Genomic DNA, 23354 nt, shown 5'->3' with positions numbered 1-23354 from the left:
AGGCGTCCCACCGCGCAATGCCCTCGACTTCCCCCGCCCGCACCGGATACAGCCACCCGCATGAACCTCACCGCGCTCGATATCCTGGTCCTCGTCGCGGTCGGCGGCTCGGCGCTGCTTGGCGTCATGCGCGGTTTCGTCACCGAGGTGCTGTCGCTGTTCGCCTGGGTCGCGATCGTCTTTGCGGTCAAGCTGTTCCACATACCCCTGACGCAGACGCTGACCGGAATCGTCGGGACGACCGCGGGCGCGGCGGTGCTTGCGTTCGTGCTGCTCGCCGGCGGGACGTATTTCGGGGGGCGGCTCGTCGCCAATGCGATCGGCGCGCGGACCCGCGATTCGATCATTGGCCCGGTCGATCGCGCGCTCGGCTTCGGGTTCGGCGCGCTCAAGGGGCTCATCCTTGCGAGCCTCGGCTTCCTGCTCGTCGTGCTCGTCACCGACACGATGGGCGGCGGGCCGGCGCACCGCCCGGTCTGGCTCAAGTCCGCGCGCGTCTATCCGCTGCTCAACGTCACCAGCGCCGGAATCGCGGATTTCGTCGACCGCCGGCGCAAGGGGCTGCCGCTGGTCGAGCCGACGCTCGGCAAGACCACGCCCGCACGCCCCGTCGCCGACACCAAACGGGGTGACTGAGACGCAAGCGCTTCCTACATAGAGGCCATGAACGCGCCGCTCTACAACACCGAGATCCTCCGCCTTGCCGCGAGCATCCCGCACCACGCCCGCCTGACCGACCCGATGGGGAGCGCGGAAAAGCGCTCGCCGATCTGCGGCAGCCGCGTGACCGTCGATGTCGCGGTCGATCCGCAGGGCCGCGTATCGGACCTCGGGATGCTGGTCCGCGCCTGTGCGCTTGGTCAGGCGAGCGCCTCGCTGATGGGTGCCGCCGCGATCGGCAAGTCCGCCGAGGAACTGGCGGCAGCACGGGATTCGCTCGCGGCATGGCTGGCGGGCGAGGGGCCGCTCCCCGAATGGCCCGGCTTCGAACTCTTCACCCCCGCGCTCCCGCATAGCGCACGGCACGCATCGATCCGGCTCGCGTTCGAGGCGGTTACCGAGGCGACCCGGGCCGCCGCCGCGAAGGCGCCCGCGTGAGTGAATCGCTGCTGTTCGACGGTGTCGTCCTCGGTGGCTTTGCGCTCGTATTCGTTCTTATCTTCCGTCGGCTCGGGCTGGGCGCCACGCTCGGCTATCTGGTCGCGGGCGCGGTCGTCGGGCCGCAGGTGCTCCATCTGGTCGGCAATGCCGAATCGAAGATTGGCGTCGCCGAACTCGGCATCACGTTGCTGTTGTTCATCGTCGGGCTCGAGCTCAACCCGTCGCGTCTGTGGGCGCTGAAGAAGGAAATCTTCGGGCTCGGGTTGCTCCAGGTCGTGGCCTGCGGGCTTGCGGTGACGGGGGTCGTGTGGATCGGCACGCATTTCTCTGGTGCCGCCGCGCTGGTGCTCGGGCTCCCGCTCGCCTTGTCGTCGACCGCGCAGGTCCTGCCGATGCTTCAGTCCGCCGGTCGCATGCGCACCCCGTTCGGGGAACGCGCCTTTTCGATTCTGCTGTTCCAGGACCTGTCGATCGTCCCGCTGATCACGATCGTCGCGGTGCTCTCGCGCAACCCGGCGGACGCGAACGGCCCGCCGGGCTGGCTGCTGTTCCTCTATACGATCGGCGCGGTCGCGGGGCTGGTGCTCGCGGGGCGCTTCCTGCTGCGCCCGCTCTTCCGGATCATCGGCAACATGGGCGAGCGCGAGATGTTCGTCTTCGCCGCGCTGTTCACCGTGGTTGCCGCCGCCGCGGTGATGGAAGCGCTCGGCCTGTCGACCGCGCTCGGCGCGTTCGTCGCGGGCGTGATGCTCGCGGACAGCCCATACCGGCATGAACTCGAGGCGGACGTCGAGCCGTTCCGCTCGATCCTGCTCGGGCTGTTCTTCCTCGCGGTCGGAATGATGCTCGATCTCCATGCGATCGCCGAGCGCCCGTTCTTCGTGATCGGCATGGCGCTCGCGCTGATCGCGACCAAGGCGCTGATCATCTTCGGGATCGGCATGGCGTTCCGGATGACGTGGCGCAGCGCGCTCGCGCTCGGGTTGCTGCTCAGCCAGGGCGGCGAATTCGGGTTCGTGCTGTTCGCGCAGGCGCAGAAAGCGCTGCTGATCGCGCCCGAGGCGGCGAGCCTGTTCGGCGCGATCGTCACGCTGTCGATGGCGACGACGCCGTTCCTGATGTCGATCACGCGGCGGATCCGCGAGGAGCCGATCCAGCAGGGCGACCGCGACGGCCCGCAATCCGATGGCGCCAATGCGCTGATCGTCGGTTACGGTCGGTTCGGCCAGACGGTCGCGCAAATGCTGATCGCGCAGGGTATTCCAGTCACGCTGATCGATACCGACATCGAGATGATCGACATTGCGGGCGAGTTCGGCGCCAAGGTCTATTACGGCGACGGCACGCGGATGGACCTGCTGCGGCAGGCGGGTGCGGCGGAGGCTGAACTGATCCTGTTCTGCATCGATGGCGACCAGCTTTCCGCCGACCTGATCGAAGGCGTCCACCAGGCTTTCCCGAAAGCGGCGATCTTCGTGCGCGCCTACGATCGGCGCGCGGTGATCAAGCTCAAGGGCGCGCCGATGGACGGGGTGGTGCGCGAGGTGCTCGAATCGGCGGTGCGGATGGCGCGGCTCGCGCTGCTGAAGGTCGGCGTCGACCAGGCCGAGATCGATCGCAGCGAGGAGCTGTACCGGCGCGAGGATCGCGAGCGGCTGAAGGCGCAGGTCGAGGCGGGCGACATCCGGGTCGCGCGCGACCGGATCATCACCCAGGTGTCGCGGCCTGAATTGAGCGAGGATCTCGGCGGATGAACATGATCGTGGTGCTGGCGGCGCTGAGCGGCGCGCTTGCGGTGGGCGCGGGGGCGTTCGGCGCGCATGGCGCGAGCGGGGATGCCGCCAAGTGGCTTGGGACGGGCGCGCATTACCAGTTGGTGCATGTTGTCGCCGCGCTGGTCGCTGCGCGGATGGAGGCACGCGGGCCGGCGTGGCTGTTCGTGATCGGCGCGGCGATCTTCGCGGGGACGCTATACCTGATGGCACTGGGTCTGCCGCGTTGGCTGGGCGCGATCACGCCGATCGGTGGGGCGCTGCTGATTGCCGGATGGCTGTGGCTGGCGTGGAGTGCGGCGAGGGCTGGGGTGTAGCATAAATTCCGAAATGCGCTTCCCCGGCGAAGGCCGGGGCCCAGTTGCGGAACGGACGGTAACTGGGAATTGCGCTACGTTACCTCGGCCATCGCTACTGGGCCCCGGCCTTCGCCGGGGAAGGGCAGCAGGGGGCAGCGTCAAACGTCAGCGCGTCTTGGTCATCCGGCACTTGTCCGAACAATAGACGACATTCTCCCAGTCGCGCTCCCACTTCTTGCGCCACGCGAACGGGCGCTCGCATACCGGGCAGATCTTAGTGGGCAGATCCCGTTTGGCGACCCCGCGCGGCATCAGGCGGCCAGAAACGCGCGGACGTCCGCGAGATCGACCGACGTGTCGAGGAAGGTCCGGCCAATCCCGCGCGCGAGCAGGAACGGCAGCGTGCCCGCGTCCATCTTCTTGTCGTGCAGCATATGGCCGACCAGCGTGCCCGCCGATGCGGTCAGACCCGTCGCCGCCACGCCGTCAGGCAGGCCGATCGCGCGGAGATGCGCCTGCACCCGCTCTGCATCCACCGTCGGCGCAAGCCCGTGCGCGGCGGAATAGCCGAACGCGAGCGCCATCCCCGCCGCGACGCCCTCGCCGTGGAGCAACCGGTCCGAGAAGCCCGCTTCTGCCTCCAGCGCATGGCCGAACGTATGCCCGAGGTTGAGCAACGCGCGGACCCCGGTCGTCTCGCGCTCGTCCGCCGCGACGATTCGCGCCTTGGCGGCGACCGAATGCGCGATTGCATAGACGCGCGCGTCGGGATCACCCGCGAGCAGCGCGCCGGCGTTCGCCTCGCACCAGTCGAAGAAGGCAGGATCGTCGATCAGCCCGTATTTCACGACCTCGGCATACCCCGCGCGGACCTGCCGCAGCGGCAGCGTGTCGAGCACCTGCGGGTCGATCAGCACCAGCGCGGGCTGGTGGAATGCGCCGATCAGGTTCTTGCCCGCGCGGCTGTTGATCGCGGTCTTCCCGCCGACCGACGAATCGACCTGCGCGAGCAGCGTCGTCGGGATCTGCACGAACCCGCAGCCGCGCTTGAGGATCGCGCAGGCAAAGCCGACGAGATCGCCGATCACGCCGCCCCCCAGCGCGATGACATGATCCCCGCGCTCGATCCCGAGATCGAGCAGGCGATCGGTGAGGGCCTCGAGCTGCGACCAGCTTTTCGTGGCTTCCCCGGGGGTTAGAACGATCGCCTCGCTCGCCACGCCAGCACCTGACAGCGATGTTTGCAACGTTTCGAGGTGCGGCAGGACGTTGGAGTCGGTCACGATCGCCATCTTTCGCCCGCGCGACAGCGGCGCAAGCCAGCCGGCGGCGCGGGCGAGCAGCCCGGCCTCGATCACGACGTCATAACTGCGGGCGCCAAGCGAAACGGGGATTGTCGTCATATCTGGCCGAGGGCTTTCAGGATGGCGTTGACGGTGGCGTCGTGCGGCGCGCGGTGGCTCGAGACGCGGAGCGGGGCCATCGCGTAGAACGGGTTGCGCACGCGCGCCAGTTCCTCGAGCACCGCAAGCGGATCGCGCCCGCGCAGCAGCGGGCGGGTGTCGCGGCGCGAGACGCGGTCCGCGAGCACCGACGGCTTGGCGTCGAGCCACACCGCAAACCCCTGCGCCAGGATCGTCTCGCGCGTCCGGTCATCGACGAACGCGCCGCCGCCGGTGGCGATCACCCGCCGGTCGCCGTTCATCAGCCGCGCGATCACGCGGCGCTCGCCGTCGCGGAAATAAGCTTCGCCGAATCGCTCGAAGATGTCGGGGATCGACATACCCGCCGCGGTCTCGATCTCGCTGTCGGCGTCGACGAACGGCAGCCCGAGCCGGATCGCGAGCCGCCGCCCGACCGTGGATTTGCCCGCGCCCATCAGCCCGACGAGCACGATCGTCTGGCCGCCCCAGCGTGGCTGGTCGGGCAGGGCGGTATCCGGAGAAGGCGGCGGGCTTTGCAACATCGAAGCTGGGGCTATACAGCGCACCGACGCATCGGGCAAAAGCTCGCTTGCGCAGCTTTTTCTTTCCGGTCGGTTACAGGTCCTTGCCCATGCCTCGCTTGCTTCTCGTGGTTCTCGTCGTCGTGGCCGTGGTGGTCGGCGGCCTGTTCGCGCTTTCGGGAAAGGCGCATGAAAAGCCGCTGACGCAGGTCGAGAAGGCAGTGCCGCTTGCGAACCTCCAGAAGTAGCCGCGCGCTACCGGCTCTTCTCGCGACCGCCGCGGTTGCGGCGACGCTGACGATACCGGCGACAGTCCCCGCGATCGGCCAGAACCGGCCCGAATCGATTCTGCCGCCAGGGTTCGGCGATCCCAACCCCGCGCCGTCGGCAGCCCCGGCACGCCCGCGTCCGCGCGCGCCGGCGCCGGCAGCGACCCCGACGTCGTCGGGCTCGACCGGGCAGGCGACTGCGCCCGCGGGGCTAGCGGTCCCGCCGCCGGCCGTGGCACCGCTCCCCGGCGCGCCGCTCCCGACCGATCTTCCGACACCCGACGCAACGCCGACCCCGCTCGCGACACCGCCGTCGCCGACCGACTTCGCAGCCTTCGTTCGCGCCGATACGCCCAGCTATGCGCGCCGTTCGCTCGATCGTGTCGGCGTGGCCGGTCCGGCGGAAGGCGCGATGGCGCCAAACGCCTTTGGTCGGTCGGACGGACGGTTCCTGGTAACACTGATGCACCGGTTGCGCGCGCCGGTCGCGTCGCGCTGGGTCTCGATCGCGCTGCGCCGCGCGCTGATGGCGGAGCTCGATACGCCGCGTGGCGTGGGCGGTGCGGATTTTGCCGCCGAGCGCGCGTGGCTGCTCGTTCGCATGGGCGAATCGGTCGCGGCGCGCGCGATGGCGCAGGCGGTCGATACCGAGGATTATACCCCCAAGCTGTTCGAGGCGGCGATGCAGGCTGCGCTCGCCACCGGCGATCCGGCGGGCCTGTGTCCTGCTGCCGAGGCGGGCGCGGCGCTCGGGCGCGAGCGTGGCTGGGTGCTGGCGCGTGCGATGTGCGCCGGGCTGTCGGGCACGCCAGCGCGCGCGGAACCGATGTTCGCAGCGGTGCGCAGGGATCGTGTCGCAAGCGGGATCGATTTGCTGCTCGCGCAGAAGCTGGTTGGCAGCAACGGGCGCGGGCGACAGGCGGTGACGGTCGACTGGGACAGCACGCCGATGCTGACCGCATGGCGCTACGGGCTGGCGATGGCGGCGGGGGTCGAGATCCCCGAATCGCTGCTTTCGGAAAGCGCGCCCGCGGTACAGGGCTGGCGGGCGTTGTCGTCGAGCCTCACGCCGGGCGTACGCGCGCCTGCGGCCGAGCTTGCGGCGGCACGCGGGATCCTGTCGAGTGCGGCACTGGTCGATCTGTACGCGGCGGTCGATGCGGGGGACGATCAGCTCCCCGCCGCGGCAAGCGTTGCGCGCACGGTGCGGACTGCATTCGAGGGCAATGATGCGACGGCCCGTGCTGCGGCGCTGCGCAAGCTGTGGGACGAACCGACCGGCTACGAGCGGCGCTACGCCCGGCTCGTCCTGACGGCGGGCGCGTCGGCACGGATCCCCACCACGCTCGACAGACCCGACACCGACCGGCTGATCGCGTCGATGCTGAGTGCCGGGCTCGATACGCCCGCGCTGCGCTGGCGCGACAAGGCCGCGCGCGGGAGCACCGGCTGGGCGATGCTGACGCTGGTCGATCCGAACGCGCCCGCTGTCGGGTATGGCGACGTCGGCGCCTATGTCCCCGCGAACGATCCTCAAGGGATCAAGCAGCGGATGTTCTTCGCCGCGCTCGCGGGTCTCGGCCGGCTTTCGAGTGGCGACATCGGGCAGGGCGCGAAGGCGCTCGGCGTGCCGATCGCAGCGACGGATAGCTGGAGCCGCGCCATCGCGCAGGCGGCGGCGGACGGCGAGCCCGGCACGGTCGTGTTGCTGGCGGCGACTGGCATGCAATCGCGGTCGTGGGCGGGTGTGTCCCCGGCGGCGCTCTACCATATCTGTGCCGCGATGCGCGAGGTCGGGATGGTCGGCGAAGCGCGGATGGTCGCGGCCGAGGCGATCGCGCGCTCGTGACCGACGCCCCGCGCGTCGGCGGCGAGGATCGCGCGCTGATCGAGCGGTTCCTCGAGATGATGACTGCCGAAGCCGGGGCGGCCAGGAACACCGTCGCCGCCTATCGCAGCGACCTGTCGCTCGCGTCAGATTTGCTCAGCGGAGGGCTGTCGCTTGCGACGCAGGAGGATCTGGCGCTTGTCGGGACGGCCTGGCTGCCGCTGTCGAAGGCGACGGTCGCGCGCAAGTCTGCGGCGCTGCGTCGGTTCTTCGCCTTTCTGGAAGAGGAGGGGCATCGCGCGGACGATCCCGGCGCCGCGCTGCCGCGCCCGGGCGCTTCGCGCGGGCTGCCGAAAGTGCTCGATCACGCCGACGTCGACCGGCTGTTCGCTGCAATCGACGCGCGAATCGCGCGCGATCCGCGCGACCCGAACGATCTACGCCTGTCCGCGCTGGTCGAGCTGCTCTACGGATCGGGCCTGCGCGCGACCGAACTGGTGTCGCTCCCACGCCGCGCGGTCGCGCCGGATCGTCCATATCTGATTCTCCGCGGCAAAGGCGGGAAGGAGCGACTCGTCCCGCTCTCGGACCGTGCGCGCGCGGCGGTCGCCCTTTGGCGCGCGCACGTCGCAGAAGACAGCGCGTGGCTGTTTCCTTCGGGAAAGGCGCATCTGAGCCGGATCCGGTTGTATCAGGTGCTCAAGGGTCTTGCCGCCGAGGCGGGAATTCCCCCCGATCGGGTCAGCCCGCACGTGCTTCGTCACGCCTTTGCGACGCATCTGCTCGCCGGTGGCGCCGATCTGCGCGCGCTACAGGCGATGCTGGGGCATGCCGACATCGCCACCACCGAAATCTATACGCATGTCGACGCGAGCCACCTCGTCGAGCTCGTCAACGCCCGCCATCCGCTGACCGACGATACACGCCGCGTTGACGCGACGACACGCGAAGCCTAACCGCGCCAACCTATGGCAAGCTTCCTCGATTTTGAAAAACCGATCGCCGAACTCCACGGCAAGATCGACGAATTGCGCGAGACCGCCGCCGACGGCACGGTCGATCTCAGTGCGGAAATCTCGCGGCTTCAGGCGCGTTCCGACAAATTGTTGCGCGAGACCTATACGCGGCTGACGCCGTGGCAGAAGACGCAGGTGGCGCGCCACGGCGATCGGCCGCATTTCAAGGATTACGTCGCCGGCCTGTTCGACGACTGGATGCCGCTTGCGGGCGACCGGGCGTTCGGCGACGACCAGGCAATCCTCGGCGGATTCGCGACCTTCCGCGGGCGGCGGATCCTCGTGATCGGTCATGAGAAGGGCGACGATACCGCGAGCCGGCTCCGGCACAATTTCGGAATGGGCAAGCCCGAGGGGTATCGCAAGGCGATCCGCCTGATGCAGCTTGCCGACCGCTTCGGGCTTCCGGTGGTGACGCTGGTCGATACATCGGGCGCCTTCCCGGGAATCCAGGCCGAGGAGCGCGGCCAGGCCGAGGCGATCGCGCGGTCGACAGAACAGTGTCTTGCGCTCGGCGTGCCGATGGTCGCGGCGGTCGTCGGTGAGGGCGGCTCGGGTGGCGCGATCGCGCTGGCGGCGGGCAATGCCGTTCTGATGTTCGAACATGCGGTCTATGCGGTGATCTCGCCCGAGGGCTGCGCCTCGATTCTGTGGCGCACCGCCGACAAGGCGTCGGATGCGGCCGAGGCGATGAAGGTGACCGCGCAGGACCTCAAGGGCCTGGGAATCATCGACACGATCGTGCCCGAGCCGCTCGGCGGGGCACAGCGCGATCCGGCGACGGCGATCCGTGCGCTGGGGGATGCGATCGATGCCGCGCTGGTGCGGCTCGCGGATCACGCACCGGCCGAGCTGCGACGGATGCGGCGCGAGAAGTTCCTCGCGATGGGGCGGCTCTGACAGCACAACGGAGGACAGCAAAAAGGGCGGCGGAACCGGAGTTCCGCCGCCCTTCAAGCAGTTTGGTCAGATCAAGCCGGATTAAAGCTTGGTCGAAACATTATTGAAGGTGTTCGACAGCTTGCCGCCCAGCGACGACATCGCGGTGATAGCAGCAACTGCGATGAGCGCAGCGATCAGACCGTATTCGATTGCGGTCGCGCCCTTGGAGTTCTTGATGAACTTGCGAATGTTCTGCATGATTCCGGTCTCCGTAGATTAGCTTCAGTACCCGGTCGGACCGGATTGCCGGACCAACAACGGCAGATTTACGTCCTGTAAGGTTGAGAAAGGTTTAAACGTCGGGACTTTTTTTACGCAGAGAACCGTTTTAGTTCGTTCCTGCGCCTACCACAGCCGTGCTCACGCGATTCCACATGCCCGTGGTCGCGCTGGCGAACTGCCCGAGCGCGGCAATCATCGCGAGGACGACCAGCGCGATAATCAGTCCATATTCGATGGCTGTACCCGCCTTGCGGCTGGCCAGCAGTCGTTTGATCAATCCGACGAACATGTCGGCAACGCCTCCGGGCCGTGTACAATGCGACCGGATGTAACGGGGGAGCATTACCGAATGGATAAGAACGCCGGACGGGGGCCTCTGCTGCTGGTTGTGGCGGCTGCGCTTGTCGATCGAGATGGACGTGTTCTGGTCCAGCAGCGTCCGGCAGGCACGGCCATGGCGGGCTTGTGGGAGTTTCCCGGGGGAAAGGTCGAGGCGGGGGAAACGCCCGAGGCTGCGCTGGTCCGCGAACTGGCCGAGGAGTTGACCCTTGAGGTCGATCCGACGGCGGTGATTCCGCTGACCTTCGCCAGTCTTGCATTGCCCGAGCGCCATCTCCTGCTGCTGCTGTACGTCTGTCGCGACTGGATCGGGGAGCCGGCGGCGCTCGCTGCAGACGCACTGGCGTGGCATTATCCCGGGGCGCTGCGGGGGCTCGCGATGCCGCCGGCCGATCTGCCCTTCATCGCCGCGCTCGAAACCGCGCTGGCGGGACAGGGCTAGCCCGTGCCTGAGCGGACGGCCGGCGTGAATGTCTGGAGGCCCGACCGGGAATCGAACCCGGGTGCGAGGATTTGCAGTCCTCTACGTCACCACTCCGCCATCGGGCCGGAGAGCGGCGCAGATGCAAGCGGATGGCGTCGGTGTCAACTCTTGCGCCCAAAAAAACCCGATCGCGGTTAACCCGCTGTTTACCAGAATGGAGCCAGACGCAGATTGCAGCAACGGCTCGCTTGGCGAAGCGGGTGGCGCGCGATAGAAGCGATGCATTGACGGTAAGTGTATTGCGTGACTATAACAGTTGCGCGACGAGGGTGGCATCATGAATTTCGATTTGCGCGGGCAGGATATGACGGCGATGCGCCATGCAATGGTGGCAAGCCAGTTGCGGACCAATGCGGTAAGCGATGCACGCGTCGTTGCGGCGATGGATCTCGTTCCGCGCGAGGCGTTCCTGCCCGAAGCGGTCGCCAACCTGGCGTATCGCGACACCGCGGTGCCCTTGACGCACGGGCGCGCGCAGAACGTCCCGATCGCGACCGGACGGCTGTTGACGCAGGCTGAACTGCGGCCGACCGACAAGGTCCTGCTGATCGGCGCAGCGGGTGGCTATACCGCCGCCGTGCTTGCCGAACTCGTGGCAAATGTCGTCGCGGTCGAGAGCGACCCTGCGCTGGTTACGCTCGCGCGAACCGCGCTTGCCGGCCACGCCAAGATCAGCCTGGTCGAGGGATCGCTCGTCGAGGGGCATGCCGCTGGTGCACCCTATGACGTCCTGTTCATCGACGGCGCGGTGGAAGAGGTGCCGCAGGCGTTGGTCGATCAGCTTGCGGTCGGCGGGCGCATCGTGAGCGGTCTTTCCGATCGTGGCGTGACCCGGCTGGCCTCGGGGCGGCGCAGCGCCGGTGGTTTCGCGTTGCTCGATTTCGCCGATATCGATTGTGTCGCGCTCCCCGGGTTCGCGCGCCCGCGTACTTTCACTTTCTGACCAGAAAAGAGCCGCTTGCGATGCGATTTCTTTCTCTCCTGAGCGGCTCGGCAATTCTTCTGGTGACAGCCACGCCGCTGTCGGCGGAGACGCTGCGCGAGGCTCTGGTCAAGGCCTATACCAGTAACCCGACGCTTGCCGCGCAGCGGGCAAACCTGCGCGCGATTGACGAGAACGTGCCGATCGCGCGGTCGCAGGGTCTGCCCGGCGTCCAGTTGCAAAGCGCCTACACCGAGAACGTGGTCAAGGCGGCGAACAGCTTCGTCTCCCCCGATCGCAGTGGAACGGCCAGTGCGACCCTGTCGGTGCCGCTCTATGCAGGTGGCGCGGTGCGCAATTCGGTGCGTGCGGCGAAGACCCGCGTCGAAGGCGGTGAACTCAGCCTGCGCGGGACCGAGAGCGATCTCTTCTCCGCGGTGGTCGGTGCCTATATGGACGTGATCCGCGACGAGGCGATCGTCGGGCTCAACACGCAGAACGTCCGCGTCCTCGACGTCAATCTGCAGGCAAGTCGTGATCGCTTCCAGGTCGGCGACCTCACGCGCACCGACGTCGCCCAGTCCGAAGCGCGTCTCGCGCTCGCGCAGAGCCAGTTGCAGACCGCGCAGGCGCGACTGATTTCCAGTCGCGAGAGTTATATCCGGCTGATCGGCGCGGCACCCGGGCGTCTCGATCTGCCGCCGGCACTGCCCAACATGCCGGCTGATCCCGACAATGCGGTCGCCGTCGCGCTCAAGAACAACCCGACGCTGCTCGCCGCTGCCAAGGAACGGGATGCGGCCGGCTTCGATATCGGGACGGCGCGCGCCAACCGGCTACCGCGGATCAACGCGAACGTTGGCGGGAATTACTACAATTATCTCGGGACGCTTGGTTCGGGCACGGCGACCGCGGTCGGCCAGACCGGAACTGCGGCGACGGTTGGTCTGGGCCTAACCGTGCCGCTGTACCAGGGCGGGCGTCCGGCCGCACAGGTCCGGCAGGCGCAGGACGCACGGTTGCAGTCGATCGAGCGCGTGACCGAAACCGAACGCAGCGTGATCTCGCAGGCGCGTTCGGCCTATGCGGTCTGGAAATCCTCGCTCGAAGTGATCGCGTCGAGCGAAGTCGCGGTCAATGCCAACAAGCTCTCGCTCGAGGGTGTCCGGGCCGAGAACAGCGTCGGCAATCGCACGATCCTCGATATCCTCAACGCCGAGCAGGAACTGCTCAATTCGCAGGTCACGCTCGTTACCGCACGGCGCGACGCCTATGTCGCTGGCTTCGCACTGCTCGCGGCGATGGGGCATGCCGAGGCGCGCGATCTCGGTCTGGATGGCGGGCCGCTCTACGATCCGGTCAAGCATTATGAGAGCGTGCGCGGGAAGATCTGGGACTTCGGCTCCGAGCCCGATCCCGCCGTCACCGGCACCCGCACGACCGATACCGCAGCGCAGAACTCGAACGTCACCCGGACGCTCGACCCGATGCTCGACTCGCGGCCAGTTGACAGGAGCGCCAAGATTACCGCAGGTGAACAGACGCCGAACCGGTAACGCGGCGTGACCGTTTACTTTCGCAAGGATTTTCGATGGGGGATTTGAGCGGGGAGCCATCGATGGAGGATATTCTTTCATCGATCAAACGGATCATCGCCGAAGAGAATGACGTCACGCCAGGGCGAGGCAAACGTCCCGAACGTTCGGTCCCACGCCGTGCCGAGGCCGAGCCTTCGGCCCGCGACGACATCCTCGAGTTGCGCGAACCGGCCGAGCCGGTTTCGCCCGCCGCACTGGCACCGCCGGCGACACCCGTCCCGCCGCAACCGAGCGCTCCCGTTGCCGCGCCCGAGTCCGAAGCCGCGAAGCCCGTCGCCGACGGGATCCTGTCGCAGCGGACTGCCGCCGCAACGCGCGGACCGCTCGACACCTTGTCACGGCTGGTCGTGAAGCCCGAGATTGCCGGGAGCGACACGCTTGAAGCGATGGTGCGCGAGATGCTGCGCCCGATGCTGCGGGAATGGCTCGACGCCAATCTTCCGCACATGGTCGAGGCCATGGTTGCCAGGGAAATCGACCGGATTACCGGGAAGTAACTGAACCCGCTCGGTTCGTTTTGGTAACGAGGGGAACCCTCGCGGGCGGATCGAGTTTGCCACTCAATGAACGACACCGACCCCGCTGGGCCGCCGAACGCGGGCGACGACGTCGTCGTCCCGCCATCGCACATCCTGAACGCCGCCGCACAGGACGACACGCCGAGCGACATCTTCTTTGCGGCGGTCAAGACGACGCGCATGCCGATGGTGGTGACCGACCCGCATCAGCCCGACAATCCGGTAATCTTCTGCAACGAGGCGTTCCGGCACATGACCGGGTATAGCGACGCCGAAATTATCGGGATTAACTGCCGCTTCCTGCAGGGTCCTGAGACCGATCGGGATTCGGTTGCGCAAGTGCGTCGCGCGATCGCGGAGCGGCAGGAAGTGTCGGTCGAAATCCTCAATTACCGGAAGAACGGTTCGACCTTCTGGAACGCGCTGTTCATCTCGCCCGTGTTCGATGAGGCGGGCAAGCTGATCTACTTCTTTGCGAGCCAGCTCGACGTGTCGCGCCGACGCGAGGCGGAGGAGGCGCTGCACGAAGCGCAGAAGATGGAGGCGGTCGGGCAGCTGACCGGCGGTATCGCGCATGATTTTAACAATTTGCTGCAGGTCATCATCGGCTATATCGATATGCTCGGCGCCCGCGTCGATCCAGGGGATCGTGCCGCCTCCCGCGCGGTCGAGGCAATCGGTGCGGCGGCGCAGCGCGGTGCCACGCTGACGCAGCAGCTGCTTGCGTTTGCGCGCAAGCAGGAACTGCGCGATCGGTTGCTTAACCTCAATACACTGGTGCATGATTTCGGATCGGTGCTCGAACGGAGCGCTGGCGGTATGGCGTTGCGCTACCACCTCGCCCCCGAGCTGTGGAATTGCCGGATCGATCCGGTCCAGGCCGAGATGGCAGTCCTCAACATCATCTCCAACGCGCGCGATGCGAGCAGCGATCGCGGGACGGTGACGCTTGCAACGCGCAACGCGGTCTTGCCGTCGGAAGGCGAACTCCTCGGCAAGCTTCGCCCGGGCGAATATGTCGCGCTCACGATCAGCGACGATGGCCCGGGGATCGATGGCGTGGCGATCGACCGGATGTTCGATCCGTTCTTCTCCACCAAGGACGTCGGCAAAGGGACCGGGCTCGGACTGGCGATGGTCTATGGGTTCATGCGGCAATCCGGCGGGGCGGTCACGGCGACCAATCCCGCGGAGGGCGGCGCGCGACTGACCCTGTATTTTCCGCGGGCGAGCGGTGCGGTGGAGCGTATGACGGCTCCGGCCCCGGCCCTGACCGAAACACACGGTGTCCGCATTCTGATGGTCGAGGACCAGCCCGAGGTCGCCTCGCTGGGCAAGGCGCTGCTGGAGATGCATGGCTATCACGTCGTACAGGTTTCGAATGCGCGAACCGCGCTCGACGTGCTGCGAACCGATCAGGACTTCAGGCTGCTGTTCAGCGATATCGTCATGCCCGGCGGCATGAATGGGGTCGAGCTCGCACGGCAGGTACGACGCGATTTCCCGGCGATCCGGGTATTGCTGACGACCGGCTATGCCGACGACTCGATCGACGAAAGCAGCAAGAGTTTCGAGCTGTTGCGCAAGCCGTATCGCGGCGGCGATCTCGAGGCGCGTGTACGCGCGCTGATCGATCGTCCGGGGGCACGGGGATAGCGTCGCTCTTCCCTTTTGCGCGTCCCCGGCTAAAGCCTGTGGCATCATGAGCGAACTCCCCAAAACCTTCGACCCCGCCGAACTCGAACAGCGCTGGTACGCGCATTGGGAGGCGACCGGCCAGTTCCGGCCCGACCGCCCCGGTGCCGAGCCGTGGACGATCGTCAACCCGCCGCCCAACGTGACGGGGTCGCTCCACATCGGGCATGCGCTCGACAACACGCTGCAGGACATCCTGACGCGCCATGCGCGGCTGAAGGGCAAGGATGCACTGTGGGTGGTCGGCACTGATCACGCCGGCATCGCGACGCAGATGGTAGTCGAGCGCCAGATGGGCGCCCTGACCCCGCCCGAGAAGCGCACCGACTTCACGCGCGAGCAGTTCGTCGAGAAGGTCTGGGCGTGGAAGGAAGAGAGCGGCGGCGAGATCACGCAGCAGCTCCGTCGCCTTGGCTGCTCGATGGATTGGGCGAACGAACGCTTCACGATGGACGAGGGCTTTTCCAAAGCCGTCCTCAAGGTGTTCGTCGATCTCCACAAGGAAGGGCTGCTCTACCGCGACAAGCGGCTGGTGAACTGGGACCCGGGCCTCGGCACCGCGATCAGCGACCTCGAGGTCGAGACGCGCGAGATCAAGGGGAGCTTCTGGCACCTGCGCTACCCGTTCGAAGACGGTTCGGGGTTCATCGAGGTCGCGACGACGCGGCCCGAGACGATGCTCGCCGACATGGCGGTCGCGGTGAACGCTGCGGACGAGCGCTATACGCATCTCGTCGGCAAGCAGGTCCGGTTGCCGATCACCGGGCGGCTGATCCCGATCATCACCGACGACCATGCCGACCCGGAACTGGGGTCGGGCGCGGTCAAGATCACGCCGGGGCATGACTTCAACGATTTCGAGGTCGGCAAGCGCGCAGGCATGGCGGCGGGCACGATGCTCAACATGCTCGATGCCAAGGCGCAGGTCGTGCAGGTTGCGGACGGCCTGATCCCCGATGCGTTCCTCGGGCTGACCAGCGTGGAAGCGCGCAAGGCGGTCGTCGCGCAGTTGAAGGCGGAGGGATTCCTGATCCCGCACGTTGACAAGGACGGCGCCGAGCACGACGCCGAACCGCGCACGATCCAGACGCCGTATGGCGATCGCTCGGGCGTGGTGATCGAGCCGTGGCTGACCGACCAATGGTATGTCGATGCGGCGACGCTGGCGAAGCCCGCGATCGAGGCGGTCCGCTCGGGTGCGATCAAGCTCGTGCCCAAGACGTGGGAGAAGACGTTTTTCAACTGGATGGAGAACATCCAGCCGTGGTGCGTGTCGCGCCAGCTGTGGTGGGGGCATCGGATTCCGGCGTGGTTCGCCGAGGACGGGGCGGTGTTCGTCGCAATGACCGAGGCCGAAGCTCAGGCGCAGGCAGGCGAGGGCGTCGCGCTGCGGCAGGACAATGACGTGCTCGACACGTGGTTCTCTTCTGCGCTGTGGCCGTTCGCGACGCTGGGCTGGGATGGCTCAACTCCTCCCTCTCCCCTCCGGGGAGAGGGCCGGGGAGAGGGGGACGCTTCGACCGGCGTCGCCCTCGGTAATGCAGGACAGCCCCTCTCCCCGACCCTCTCCCCTGAAGGGGAGAGGGAGACTTTAGGCGGTCGCTACCCCAACGACGTGCTCATCTCGGGCTTCGACATCCTGTTCTTCTGGGATGCGCGCATGATGATGCAGGGTTTGCACTTCATGGGTGATGTTCCGTTCAAGACGCTGTATTTGCACGGTCTTGTCCGCGCGGCAGACGGCGCGAAGATGTCCAAGTCGAAGGGCAACGTGGTCAATCCGCTCGGCCTGATCGACCAGTACGGTGCGGATGCGCTGCGCTTCTTCATGGCAGCGATGGAAAGCCAGGGCCGCGACATCAAGATGGATGAGAAGCGCGTCGAGGGCTATCGCAACTTCGCGACGAAGCTGTGGAACGCGTGCCGTTTCGCGCAGGGCAACGGGATCGGCGCGAGCAAGACGCTCGAAGCGCCGCGCGCCACCCTCGCAGTCAACAAATGGATCATCGCAGAGACGATCGCGACCGTTCAGGCTGTCGACCTCGCGCTTGCCGACTTGCGGTTCGATGGCGCTGCCAATGCGGTGTATCAGTTCGTGTGGAGCCGCTTCTGCGACTGGTATCTCGAGCTGATCAAGCCCGTGCTCGGCCAGATGGACGCGCCCGCCACAGGCGCGGACGCGGATGAGACCCGTGCGGTCGCGGGCTGGGTGATCGACCAGATCCTCGTTTTGCTCCACCCGTTCATGCCCTTCATCACCGAAGAACTGTGGAACGCGATGGGTCCGCGCGAGAGCAACCTGATCGTCGCGCAGTGGCCGATGGCGGATGCGCGTGCGCTCGATCCTGCTGCGAGCCAGGAGATCGACTGGCTGATCCGCCTGATTGGAGAGGTCCGCGCCGCACGGACCGAACTGAACGTCGCACCGGGCACGCGGATGCCGGTGCATGTCCGCGATGCCGGACCGGAAACGCTGGCGCGGCTCGAGCGGCAGGCGGGCGTGATCGCGCGGCTCGCACGAATCGATCTCGCGACGGGCGATGCGCCGGCTGGCGGGGCGGTGCAGGTCGTCGTCGACGAGGCGACCTTTGTCCTGCCGCTGGCGGGGGTGATCGACCTCGACGCCGAACGTGCGCGCCTGACCAAGGGGATCGAAGCGGCGGCCAAGGAGCGTGATGCGCTGGCGGGACGCCTCGGCAACCCCAGCTTCGTGGAACGCGCCAAGCCCGAAGCCGTGGAGAAGGCGCGCGCCGATCATGCGGAAAAAGCTGCAGAGGCGGAGCGACTGGGCGCGGCATTGGCGCGTTTGGGATAAATCCCCCGTCACCCCGGCGAAGGTCGGGGCCGCCGGGTTGGCGCGCGCAACCCCTGTTGCGAACCCTGACCTGGCGGCCCCGGCCTGCGCGACGGGTTGACGGGAAATGTCCTCCCGCAAGAGGATGAACGGAGCGCATGTGAGCGACGTAGCCGACAGGACCAGCCCCCGGCCGACCGCGTCCCCCGGTCGTGCGCAACGCGATCTCACCTCGGGGCCGATCGCCACGACGTTGCTCGCTTTCGCGCTGCCGACGCTCGGTTCGAACATCCTGCAATCGCTCAACGGGTCGATCAACACGATCTGGGTCGGGCGCTTTCTCGGCGAAGGCGCGGTCGCGGCGACCGCCAACGCCAACACGATCATGTTCCTGATGTTCGCGGCGGTCTTCGGCTTCGGCATGGCCGCAACGATCCTGATCGGACAGTCGATCGGCCGCCGCGACGTAGAGTCTGCACGCCGCGCGTTCGGTGCCTCGATCGGGCTGGTGATGGGCGGTGCGGTGGTCATCGCCGCACTCGGCTGGATCTTTTCGCCCGATATCCTGACGAGCCTGTCGACACCGCCGACCGTCCAGCCGCTTGCACTCGCCTATCTCCGCGTGATCTTCCTCGGCCTCCCCGCGACGATGCTGCTGGTGCTGCTCGGCATGGCGCTCCGAGGTGTAGGCGATTCGGTGACACCCTTGTGGTTCACCGCGCTCAGCGTTCTGCTCGACAGCGGGCTCAACCCGGTGTTCATCCGCGGCTGGTTCGGCATGCCCGAAATGGGGATCGCAGGTTCGGCAGTGGCGACGCTGATCGCGGTCCATGTCGCGTCGCTGGGGTTGCTCGCGTACATCTACAAACGCGACTTGCCGATCCGACTGCGCGGCGCCGAGCTTGGCTATCTCATCCCCTCGGCGGCGCTGGCGCGGACGATCCTGCTCAAGGGCCTGCCGATGGGCGCGCAGATGCTCGTCGTGTCGGTCGCGGCATTGACGATGACCGGCCTGGTCAACCGCTACGGGGTGGATACCACGGCGGCCTACGGCATCTCGATGCAATTGTGGGGCTATATCCAGATGCCGGCGCTCGCGGTCGGCGCGGCGGTGAGCAGCATGGCGGCGCAGAACATAGGCGCCGGACAATGGGAGCGGGTCGATCGCATCACCGTGGCGGGGCTGGTGTTCAGTGCGGCGCTGACGACGACGATGGTGATCGCGATCATCGCGTTCGACCGTCCGGTGATGCTGCTGTTCCTCGGCGGGGAGAGCGCAGCGCTGCCGATCGCGCGGCATATCCAGGTGCTGGCGAGCTGGAATTTCATCATCTTCGGAATGACGATGGTGCTGTTCTCGACCGTCCGCGCGAACGGCGCGGTGTGGGCACCGCTGACGATGCTGTTCATCGCTATGTATCCAGTGCGGCTCGGGTTCGCGCTCGCGTTCCAGCCGGCCTTGGGGGCGGATGCGCTGTGGTGGAGCTTTCCGCTCGGGTCGGTCGCGAACTTCGTGATGGCGGCGGGCTATTATCGCTTTGGCGGGTGGCGAAGGCAGCGGCTTGCAGTGCCGTCCGTGGAGGTAAACGAGCAGAGCCAGAACCCGGCGGAACCCGGCGGGCGGTTGCACCCGGCGGGGTGAGGGTTTGCGCCCTTTTCGTCATCCCCGCGAAGCCGGGGATCCATAGTGGCTGGCCTCGGAAAGCCGGGCGTGGCGCTAATGGATTCCCGCCTTCGCGGGAATGACGGGGGATGGGGGCGGTGGGGTCCACACCTGGCTCGCGTAGCGCCACGTTCTACCCTTGCGCCACCCCCGGCGAAGTTCCAGAACGCAGCTCATGACCGCATCCTATCCAGCCCTCCGCCTCCGCCGTACCCGTGCCAGCAGCTGGAGCCGCCGGCTCTACGCCGAGACCGTGCTGACCCCCGCCGACCTGATCTGGCCGCTGTTCATCGCCGAGGGGCAGGGTGTCGAGGACCCGATCGCCTCGCTCCCCGGCGTGTCGCGCTGGTCGATCGACGGGATCGTCGCGCGTGGGCGCGAGGCGCGCGACCTCGGCATCCCGTGCATCGCCTTGTTTCCGAATACGCCTGCGCATCTGCGCACCGATGACGGGCGCGAGGCGCTTAACCCCGACAACCTGATGTGCCGCGCGATCCGCGCGCTCAAGGATGCGGTGCCCGAGGTCGGCGTGCTGACCGACGTCGCGCTCGATCCTTATACCACCCACGGCCATGACGGGCTGGTCGACGCGGCGGGCTATGTCGTCAACGACGCGACCTCCGAGGCGCTGGTCGGCCAGGCGCTGACGCAGGCCGAGGCAGGCTCGGACATCATCGCGCCATCGGACATGATGGACGGCCGGATCGGCGCGATCCGCGAGGCGCTCGAGAATGGCGGGCACCATAATGTCCAAATCATGTCCTACGCCGCCAAATATGCGAGCGCCTTCTACGGCCCCTTCCGCGACGCGGTCGGCAGCCGCGGGCTGCTCAAGGGCGACAAGAAGACCTACCAGATGGATTCCGCCAATGCAGAAGAAGCGCTCCGCGAGGTCGCGCTCGATCTGGCGGAGGGCGCGGACAGCGTGATGGTCAAGCCGGGGATGCCGTATCTCGACATCATTCTGCGTGTAAAGTCTGAGTTCCAAGTCCCTGTCTTCGCTTATCAAGTGTCGGGTGAGTATGCGATGATTGAGGCCGCGGTCGCCGCCGGTGCGGCCGAGCGCGATGCGATGGTGCTCGAGAGCCTGATGGCGTTTAAACGCGCGGGCACGTCGGGTGTGCTGACCTATCATGCCGCGCACGCTGCGCGGTTGCTCGGCGCATGAGGGTCGCATGATCGAGACCGCGCGGCTGACGTTGCGCATGGTCGAGCCGCAAGACAAGGCGGCGCTGTGGGCGCAGTGCTGCGATCCCGAAGTCATGCGCTACCTTCTCCCCGTCGCGGACGAAGCCGCGCTCGATGCGATGATGGCGCGGATGCACGCGTCGCAGCAGGAGCATGGCTTCGCGTTCTGGATCGTCGAACACCGTAACGACGGTGCGCTGCTCGGAATTTGCGGTCTCAAGCCCGGCGCGCCCGACACGCCGATCGAGGGCGTGCTCGAGATCGGCTGGCGTTTTTCGCGGCCGTTTTGGGGGCAGGGGTACGCGCGGGAGGCCGCGCAGGCGACGCTCGACTGGGCGTGGGCGACCCTGCCGGTTCCGCAGATCGCAGCGATCACCGTTCCCGACAACGCCGCAAGCTGGGGGTTGATGGAGCGTCTCGGCATGCACCGGATCATCGACGGTGATTTCGATCACCCGCTCGTCGCCGACGACAGTCCGCTCAAGCGGCACATCCAATATCGTATCGACAGGCCCTGAATGACGCCATCTTCTGGCCGGCCCCCTGGTCGGCATACCGTGGTGCGCCCGCTGTTCGTGCTGACGATCCTGTCGAGTGCGTTCCTGCTGTTCTTGGTCCAGCCGATGGTCGCGCGAATGGCGCTGCCGCGGCTCGGCGGCGCGCCGGCGGTGTGGAACTCGGCGATGCTGGTGTATCAGGCGCTGCTGCTTGGCGGTTATGGCTATGCGCACTGGCTGGGACGGTTCGAGCCGCGGCTGCAAGGGCGCGTGCACCTTGGCGTGCTGCTGATCTCCGGACTGTGGTTGCCGATCGGACTGGGCGCGATGCAGCCGGGCCCAGGCGCGCAACCCGCGCTGTGGGTGCCGTGGCTGTTCGTGCTGTCGATCGGGCCGCTGTTCTTCGCGGTCTCGGCGCAATCGCCGCTGCTGCAACGCTGGTTCAGCCTGTCGAGCAAGGGGCAGGATCCCTATGCGCTGTATGCCGCCTCCAACCTCGGCAGTTTTGCCGGGCTGATCGCCTATCCGCTGCTGGTCGAGCCGGCGATTGCGCTGACCGGGCAGCGCGTGCTGTGGAGCAGCGGGTATATCCTCGTCGGGCTGCTGGTCGCGTTATGCGCGGGGACGCTCCCGCGTGACCGGCCGTTGCAGGCCGCGACGACGGTCACTTCGCCGCCACCCGGGCGCAAGCGGGTGGCGCACTGGATCCTGCTCGCGTTCGTGCCATCGGGGCTGATGCTCGCAACGTCGACCTATATCACTACCGACATCGTCGCGATGCCGCTGCTGTGGGTGATCCCGCTCGGGCTGTATCTGCTGAGCTATACGATCGCCTTCGCGCGCGACCGCACCGCGGCCGATATCCAGACGCGGATCGCTCCGGTGGCGATCCTGCTGTTCGGCGGGATCCTCGTCAGCGGGATGCCGGGGATGCCGTATCTCGGCGCAATCATGGCGCTCGCGCTGCTGTTCCTGGTGTCGGTGTCGCTCCATACCGGGCTGTACCGGTTGCGCCCCGAGCCGGACCGGCTGACCGGCTTCTATCTCGCGATGGCGTTCGGGGGTGCACTGGGTGGCGTGTTCAGCGCGCTCGTTGCGCCATTGCTGTTCGACTGGACGTATGAATATCCGATCCTGATCCTCGCGGCGGGGGTGCTGACCCCGCATGCCTATCTGTTCGCGCCGTTGCAGCGGATGTGGGAAGCCCGGGCGCGACCGCGTCGTCTTTCGCTGGCGATCGTTGCGATCGCGATGGTCGGGCTGATCGGTGCAGTCATCGCGTTTCCCGGCAGTGGCGATACGCCGTCGACGCTGCAGCAGACCGCATTGCTCATCGTCGTCGCGGTCGGCGTGCTGGCGATCGGCATGCCCGCTGCATTCGGGATGGCGTTGGGGGCGGCGCTCGTCGCGTTCGGCGGGTATCAGGCCATCGCGATTTCGCTCGAACCCGGCGCACGGACGCGGAGTTATTTCGGGATCTATACCGTCCACGACGCGCCCGGAGAGCGGCAGCTTGCGCATGGCACGACCGTCCACGGTACCCAGCTACGCGGATCCCCAGCGCGCGAGCGAACGCCGACGGCCTATTACGTTCCCGGCTCTGGTGTGGGACAAGCGATGCAGGGGTTGCCCGCATTGTACGGCCCACATGCGCGCGTCGGTGTCGTGGGCCTCGGGACCGGGACGCTCGCCTGTTATGCGCGACCCGGACAAGATTGGCGCTTTTACGAGATCGACCCCGCGATCGTGCGGATCGCGCGGGATACCGGGCAGTTCACGTTCCTGTCGCGGTGCCTGCCGCACCCTGCGATCCTGGTCGGCGATGCCCGGCTCAGTATCGCCGCGGCGCGGCCCGTCTCGCTCGACCTGCTTGCGCTAGACGCCTTCTCCTCGGATTCGGTGCCGATGCACCTGCTGACGCGCGAGGCGTTCGCAAGCTACGCGCGCGCGCTTTCGCCGCGCGGGCTGCTGCTGGTGCATATTTCGAACCGGTTCCTCGATCTCGAACCGGTCGTCGCGGCGGCGGCGAAGGCGGGCGGGTGGCAGGCGGTAACGTTGTTCTACACGCCAGCAACACCGATCCGCGACGCCGCCACGATGTCGCAATGGATCGCCCTGTCACGCGACGCCGCGACGATCCGGGTGCTGAAGGCGCGCAATCCGGCGTGGCAACCGACGCGCGGTCGGCCGGGCCTGGTGGCGTGGAGCGACGGTTATTCCACGATTCTGCCGCTGGTGAAGGGGCTGTAAGGGGGCGCGCAG

At 67.2% G+C, this 23354-nt stretch carries 23 protein-coding genes and 1 tRNA gene; 18 read left to right on the top strand and 6 right to left on the bottom strand.

Annotation, left to right across the window (positions count from 1 at the left end):
- Positions 1-60: 60 nt before the first annotated feature.
- Genes RI03_RS10905 through RI03_RS10890 form a run of 4 tightly spaced genes read left to right on the top strand, consistent with a single transcriptional unit; the run spans position 61 to position 3190 of the window.
- Positions 61-636 (top strand): CvpA family protein, encoded by a 576-nt coding sequence (locus tag RI03_RS10905; RefSeq protein ID WP_010217325.1) that lies wholly within the window; start codon positions 61-63, stop codon positions 634-636.
- A gap of 27 nt (positions 637-663) precedes the next feature.
- Positions 664-1098 (top strand): iron-sulfur cluster assembly scaffold protein, encoded by a 435-nt coding sequence (locus RI03_RS10900; RefSeq protein ID WP_010217324.1) that lies wholly within the window; start codon positions 664-666, stop codon positions 1096-1098.
- Positions 1095-2855, top strand: a complete 1761-nt coding sequence (locus tag RI03_RS10895) for a cation:proton antiporter domain-containing protein (protein ID WP_010217323.1) — start codon at positions 1095-1097, stop codon at positions 2853-2855. Before RI03_RS10900 ends, RI03_RS10895 begins: the two co-directional genes overlap by 4 nt.
- Entirely contained in the window at positions 2852-3190 is a 339-nt protein-coding gene (locus RI03_RS10890; protein WP_010164116.1) for a DUF423 domain-containing protein, read from the top strand. The genes RI03_RS10895 and RI03_RS10890 overlap by 4 nt, the downstream gene beginning before the upstream one ends.
- Before the next feature lie 147 nt (positions 3191-3337).
- Here the strand turns inward: RI03_RS10890 and RI03_RS22695 are convergent, their stop codons facing one another.
- The 3 genes from RI03_RS22695 to RI03_RS10880 are packed head-to-tail and all read right to left on the bottom strand — an operon-like array spanning position 3338 to position 5138.
- Positions 3338-3484 (bottom strand): DUF2256 domain-containing protein, encoded by a 147-nt coding sequence (locus RI03_RS22695; RefSeq protein ID WP_010217322.1) that lies wholly within the window; start codon positions 3482-3484, stop codon positions 3338-3340.
- The gene (gene aroB / locus RI03_RS10885; protein ID WP_010217321.1) at positions 3484-4575 is read right to left on the bottom strand and encodes a 3-dehydroquinate synthase; all 1092 of its coding nucleotides are present in this window, start codon (positions 4573-4575) and stop codon (positions 3484-3486) included. The genes RI03_RS22695 and aroB overlap by 1 nt, the downstream gene beginning before the upstream one ends.
- On the bottom strand, positions 4572-5138 hold the full coding sequence (locus tag RI03_RS10880) for a shikimate kinase (protein WP_081469558.1): 567 nt from the start codon (positions 5136-5138) through the stop codon (positions 4572-4574). Before RI03_RS10880 ends, aroB begins: the two co-directional genes overlap by 4 nt.
- 89 nt (positions 5139-5227) lie before the next feature.
- On the opposite strand from RI03_RS10880, the gene RI03_RS24070 reads away from it, so the two are divergent.
- Genes RI03_RS24070 through RI03_RS10865 form a run of 4 tightly spaced genes read left to right on the top strand, consistent with a single transcriptional unit; the run spans position 5228 to position 9130 of the window.
- A complete protein-coding gene (locus tag RI03_RS24070) occupies positions 5228-5365 on the top strand; it encodes a hypothetical protein (protein ID WP_170318373.1) in 138 nt (45 codons plus the stop codon).
- Positions 5346-7235, top strand: a complete 1890-nt coding sequence (locus RI03_RS10875) for a hypothetical protein (RefSeq protein ID WP_010217318.1) — start codon at positions 5346-5348, stop codon at positions 7233-7235. The genes RI03_RS24070 and RI03_RS10875 overlap by 20 nt, the downstream gene beginning before the upstream one ends.
- Before the next feature lie 56 nt (positions 7236-7291).
- Entirely contained in the window at positions 7292-8170 is an 879-nt protein-coding gene (locus tag RI03_RS10870) for a tyrosine-type recombinase/integrase (protein WP_238542347.1), read from the top strand.
- Positions 8171-8182: 12 nt separating this feature from the next.
- A complete protein-coding gene (locus tag RI03_RS10865; RefSeq protein WP_010217316.1) occupies positions 8183-9130 on the top strand; it encodes an acetyl-CoA carboxylase carboxyltransferase subunit alpha in 948 nt (315 codons plus the stop codon).
- An 81-nt stretch (positions 9131-9211) separates the two neighbouring features.
- Here RI03_RS10865 and RI03_RS10860 read toward each other — a convergent pair whose 3' ends face one another.
- Together RI03_RS10860 and RI03_RS10855 are read right to left on the bottom strand one after the other, a co-directional pair.
- Positions 9212-9370, bottom strand: a complete 159-nt coding sequence (locus tag RI03_RS10860; RefSeq protein ID WP_010164107.1) for a Flp family type IVb pilin — start codon at positions 9368-9370, stop codon at positions 9212-9214.
- A gap of 130 nt (positions 9371-9500) precedes the next feature.
- Positions 9501-9683 carry a Flp family type IVb pilin gene (locus RI03_RS10855; protein WP_010164106.1) on the bottom strand — a complete coding sequence of 61 codons (183 nt, stop codon included), beginning with the start codon at positions 9681-9683 and terminating at the stop codon, positions 9501-9503.
- Positions 9684-9743: 60 nt separating this feature from the next.
- Here RI03_RS10855 and RI03_RS10850 point away from each other — a divergent pair, with 60 nt between their 5' ends.
- Positions 9744-10175 (top strand): (deoxy)nucleoside triphosphate pyrophosphohydrolase, encoded by a 432-nt coding sequence (locus RI03_RS10850; protein ID WP_026046651.1) that lies wholly within the window; start codon positions 9744-9746, stop codon positions 10173-10175.
- Positions 10176-10208: 33 nt separating this feature from the next.
- Here RI03_RS10850 and RI03_RS10845 read toward each other — a convergent pair.
- Positions 10209-10282 (bottom strand) — tRNA-Cys (locus RI03_RS10845).
- A gap of 212 nt (positions 10283-10494) precedes the next feature.
- Between RI03_RS10845 and RI03_RS10840 the strand changes: the two genes are divergently transcribed.
- From RI03_RS10840 to RI03_RS10800, 9 genes are all read left to right on the top strand, one after another.
- Positions 10495-11160: a protein-L-isoaspartate O-methyltransferase family protein gene (locus RI03_RS10840; RefSeq protein ID WP_026046650.1), complete on the top strand. Its 666-nt coding sequence runs from the start codon at positions 10495-10497 to the stop codon at positions 11158-11160.
- 20 nt (positions 11161-11180) lie between these two features.
- Positions 11181-12695 carry a TolC family outer membrane protein gene (locus RI03_RS10835; protein WP_026046649.1) on the top strand — a complete coding sequence of 505 codons (1515 nt, stop codon included), beginning with the start codon at positions 11181-11183 and terminating at the stop codon, positions 12693-12695.
- Positions 12696-12757: 62 nt separating this feature from the next.
- The gene (locus RI03_RS10830; protein WP_010217311.1) at positions 12758-13234 is read left to right on the top strand and encodes a DUF2497 domain-containing protein; all 477 of its coding nucleotides are present in this window, start codon (positions 12758-12760) and stop codon (positions 13232-13234) included.
- 66 nt (positions 13235-13300) lie between these two features.
- On the top strand, positions 13301-14911 hold the full coding sequence (locus RI03_RS10825; RefSeq protein WP_010217310.1) for a histidine kinase famiy protein: 1611 nt from the start codon (positions 13301-13303) through the stop codon (positions 14909-14911).
- A 46-nt stretch (positions 14912-14957) separates the two neighbouring features.
- Entirely contained in the window at positions 14958-17765 is a 2808-nt protein-coding gene (locus tag RI03_RS10820; protein WP_010217309.1) for a valine--tRNA ligase, read from the top strand.
- Positions 17766-17904: 139 nt separating this feature from the next.
- A complete protein-coding gene (locus tag RI03_RS10815; RefSeq protein WP_010217308.1) occupies positions 17905-19386 on the top strand; it encodes an MATE family efflux transporter in 1482 nt (493 codons plus the stop codon).
- A 196-nt stretch (positions 19387-19582) separates the two neighbouring features.
- Positions 19583-20575 (top strand): porphobilinogen synthase, encoded by a 993-nt coding sequence (gene hemB, locus RI03_RS10810; protein ID WP_010217307.1) that lies wholly within the window; start codon positions 19583-19585, stop codon positions 20573-20575.
- A 7-nt stretch (positions 20576-20582) separates the two neighbouring features.
- Positions 20583-21113 (top strand): GNAT family N-acetyltransferase, encoded by a 531-nt coding sequence (locus tag RI03_RS10805; RefSeq protein WP_026046647.1) that lies wholly within the window; start codon positions 20583-20585, stop codon positions 21111-21113.
- Positions 21114-23342, top strand: coding sequence for a spermidine synthase (locus tag RI03_RS10800; protein ID WP_238542345.1), 2229 nt, complete (start codon positions 21114-21116; stop codon positions 23340-23342).
- Positions 23343-23354 lie beyond the last annotated feature (12 nt).

The organism is Sphingomonas sp. PAMC 26621 (genome assembly GCF_000251145.1).
GTDB lineage: Bacteria > Pseudomonadota > Alphaproteobacteria > Sphingomonadales > Sphingomonadaceae > Sphingomonas.
This window is presented reverse-complemented; position numbering and strand designations above follow the sequence as displayed.

Coding starts and splice junctions, on each gene's coding strand:
- RI03_RS10905 (WP_010217325.1), top strand. CDS start 61: ATGAACCTCACCGCGCTCGATATCCTGGTCCTCGTCGCGGTCGGCGGC.
- RI03_RS10900 (WP_010217324.1), top strand. CDS start 664: ATGAACGCGCCGCTCTACAACACCGAGATCCTCCGCCTTGCCGCGAGC.
- RI03_RS10890 (WP_010164116.1), top strand. CDS start 2,852: ATGAACATGATCGTGGTGCTGGCGGCGCTGAGCGGCGCGCTTGCGGTG.
- RI03_RS22695 (WP_010217322.1), bottom strand. CDS start 3,484: ATGCCGCGCGGGGTCGCCAAACGGGATCTGCCCACTAAGATCTGCCCG.
- aroB (WP_010217321.1), bottom strand. CDS start 4,575: ATGACGACAATCCCCGTTTCGCTTGGCGCCCGCAGTTATGACGTCGTG.
- RI03_RS10880 (WP_081469558.1), bottom strand. CDS start 5,138: ATGTTGCAAAGCCCGCCGCCTTCTCCGGATACCGCCCTGCCCGACCAG.
- RI03_RS24070 (WP_170318373.1), top strand. CDS start 5,228: ATGCCTCGCTTGCTTCTCGTGGTTCTCGTCGTCGTGGCCGTGGTGGTC.
- RI03_RS10870 (WP_238542347.1), top strand. CDS start 7,292: ATGATGACTGCCGAAGCCGGGGCGGCCAGGAACACCGTCGCCGCCTAT.
- RI03_RS10865 (WP_010217316.1), top strand. CDS start 8,183: ATGGCAAGCTTCCTCGATTTTGAAAAACCGATCGCCGAACTCCACGGC.
- RI03_RS10860 (WP_010164107.1), bottom strand. CDS start 9,370: ATGCAGAACATTCGCAAGTTCATCAAGAACTCCAAGGGCGCGACCGCA.
- RI03_RS10855 (WP_010164106.1), bottom strand. CDS start 9,683: ATGTTCGTCGGATTGATCAAACGACTGCTGGCCAGCCGCAAGGCGGGT.
- RI03_RS10850 (WP_026046651.1), top strand. CDS start 9,744: ATGGATAAGAACGCCGGACGGGGGCCTCTGCTGCTGGTTGTGGCGGCT.
- RI03_RS10840 (WP_026046650.1), top strand. CDS start 10,495: ATGAATTTCGATTTGCGCGGGCAGGATATGACGGCGATGCGCCATGCA.
- RI03_RS10835 (WP_026046649.1), top strand. CDS start 11,181: ATGCGATTTCTTTCTCTCCTGAGCGGCTCGGCAATTCTTCTGGTGACA.
- RI03_RS10830 (WP_010217311.1), top strand. CDS start 12,758: ATGGAGGATATTCTTTCATCGATCAAACGGATCATCGCCGAAGAGAAT.
- RI03_RS10825 (WP_010217310.1), top strand. CDS start 13,301: ATGAACGACACCGACCCCGCTGGGCCGCCGAACGCGGGCGACGACGTC.
- RI03_RS10820 (WP_010217309.1), top strand. CDS start 14,958: ATGAGCGAACTCCCCAAAACCTTCGACCCCGCCGAACTCGAACAGCGC.
- hemB (WP_010217307.1), top strand. CDS start 19,583: ATGACCGCATCCTATCCAGCCCTCCGCCTCCGCCGTACCCGTGCCAGC.
- RI03_RS10805 (WP_026046647.1), top strand. CDS start 20,583: ATGATCGAGACCGCGCGGCTGACGTTGCGCATGGTCGAGCCGCAAGAC.
- RI03_RS10800 (WP_238542345.1), top strand. CDS start 21,114: ATGACGCCATCTTCTGGCCGGCCCCCTGGTCGGCATACCGTGGTGCGC.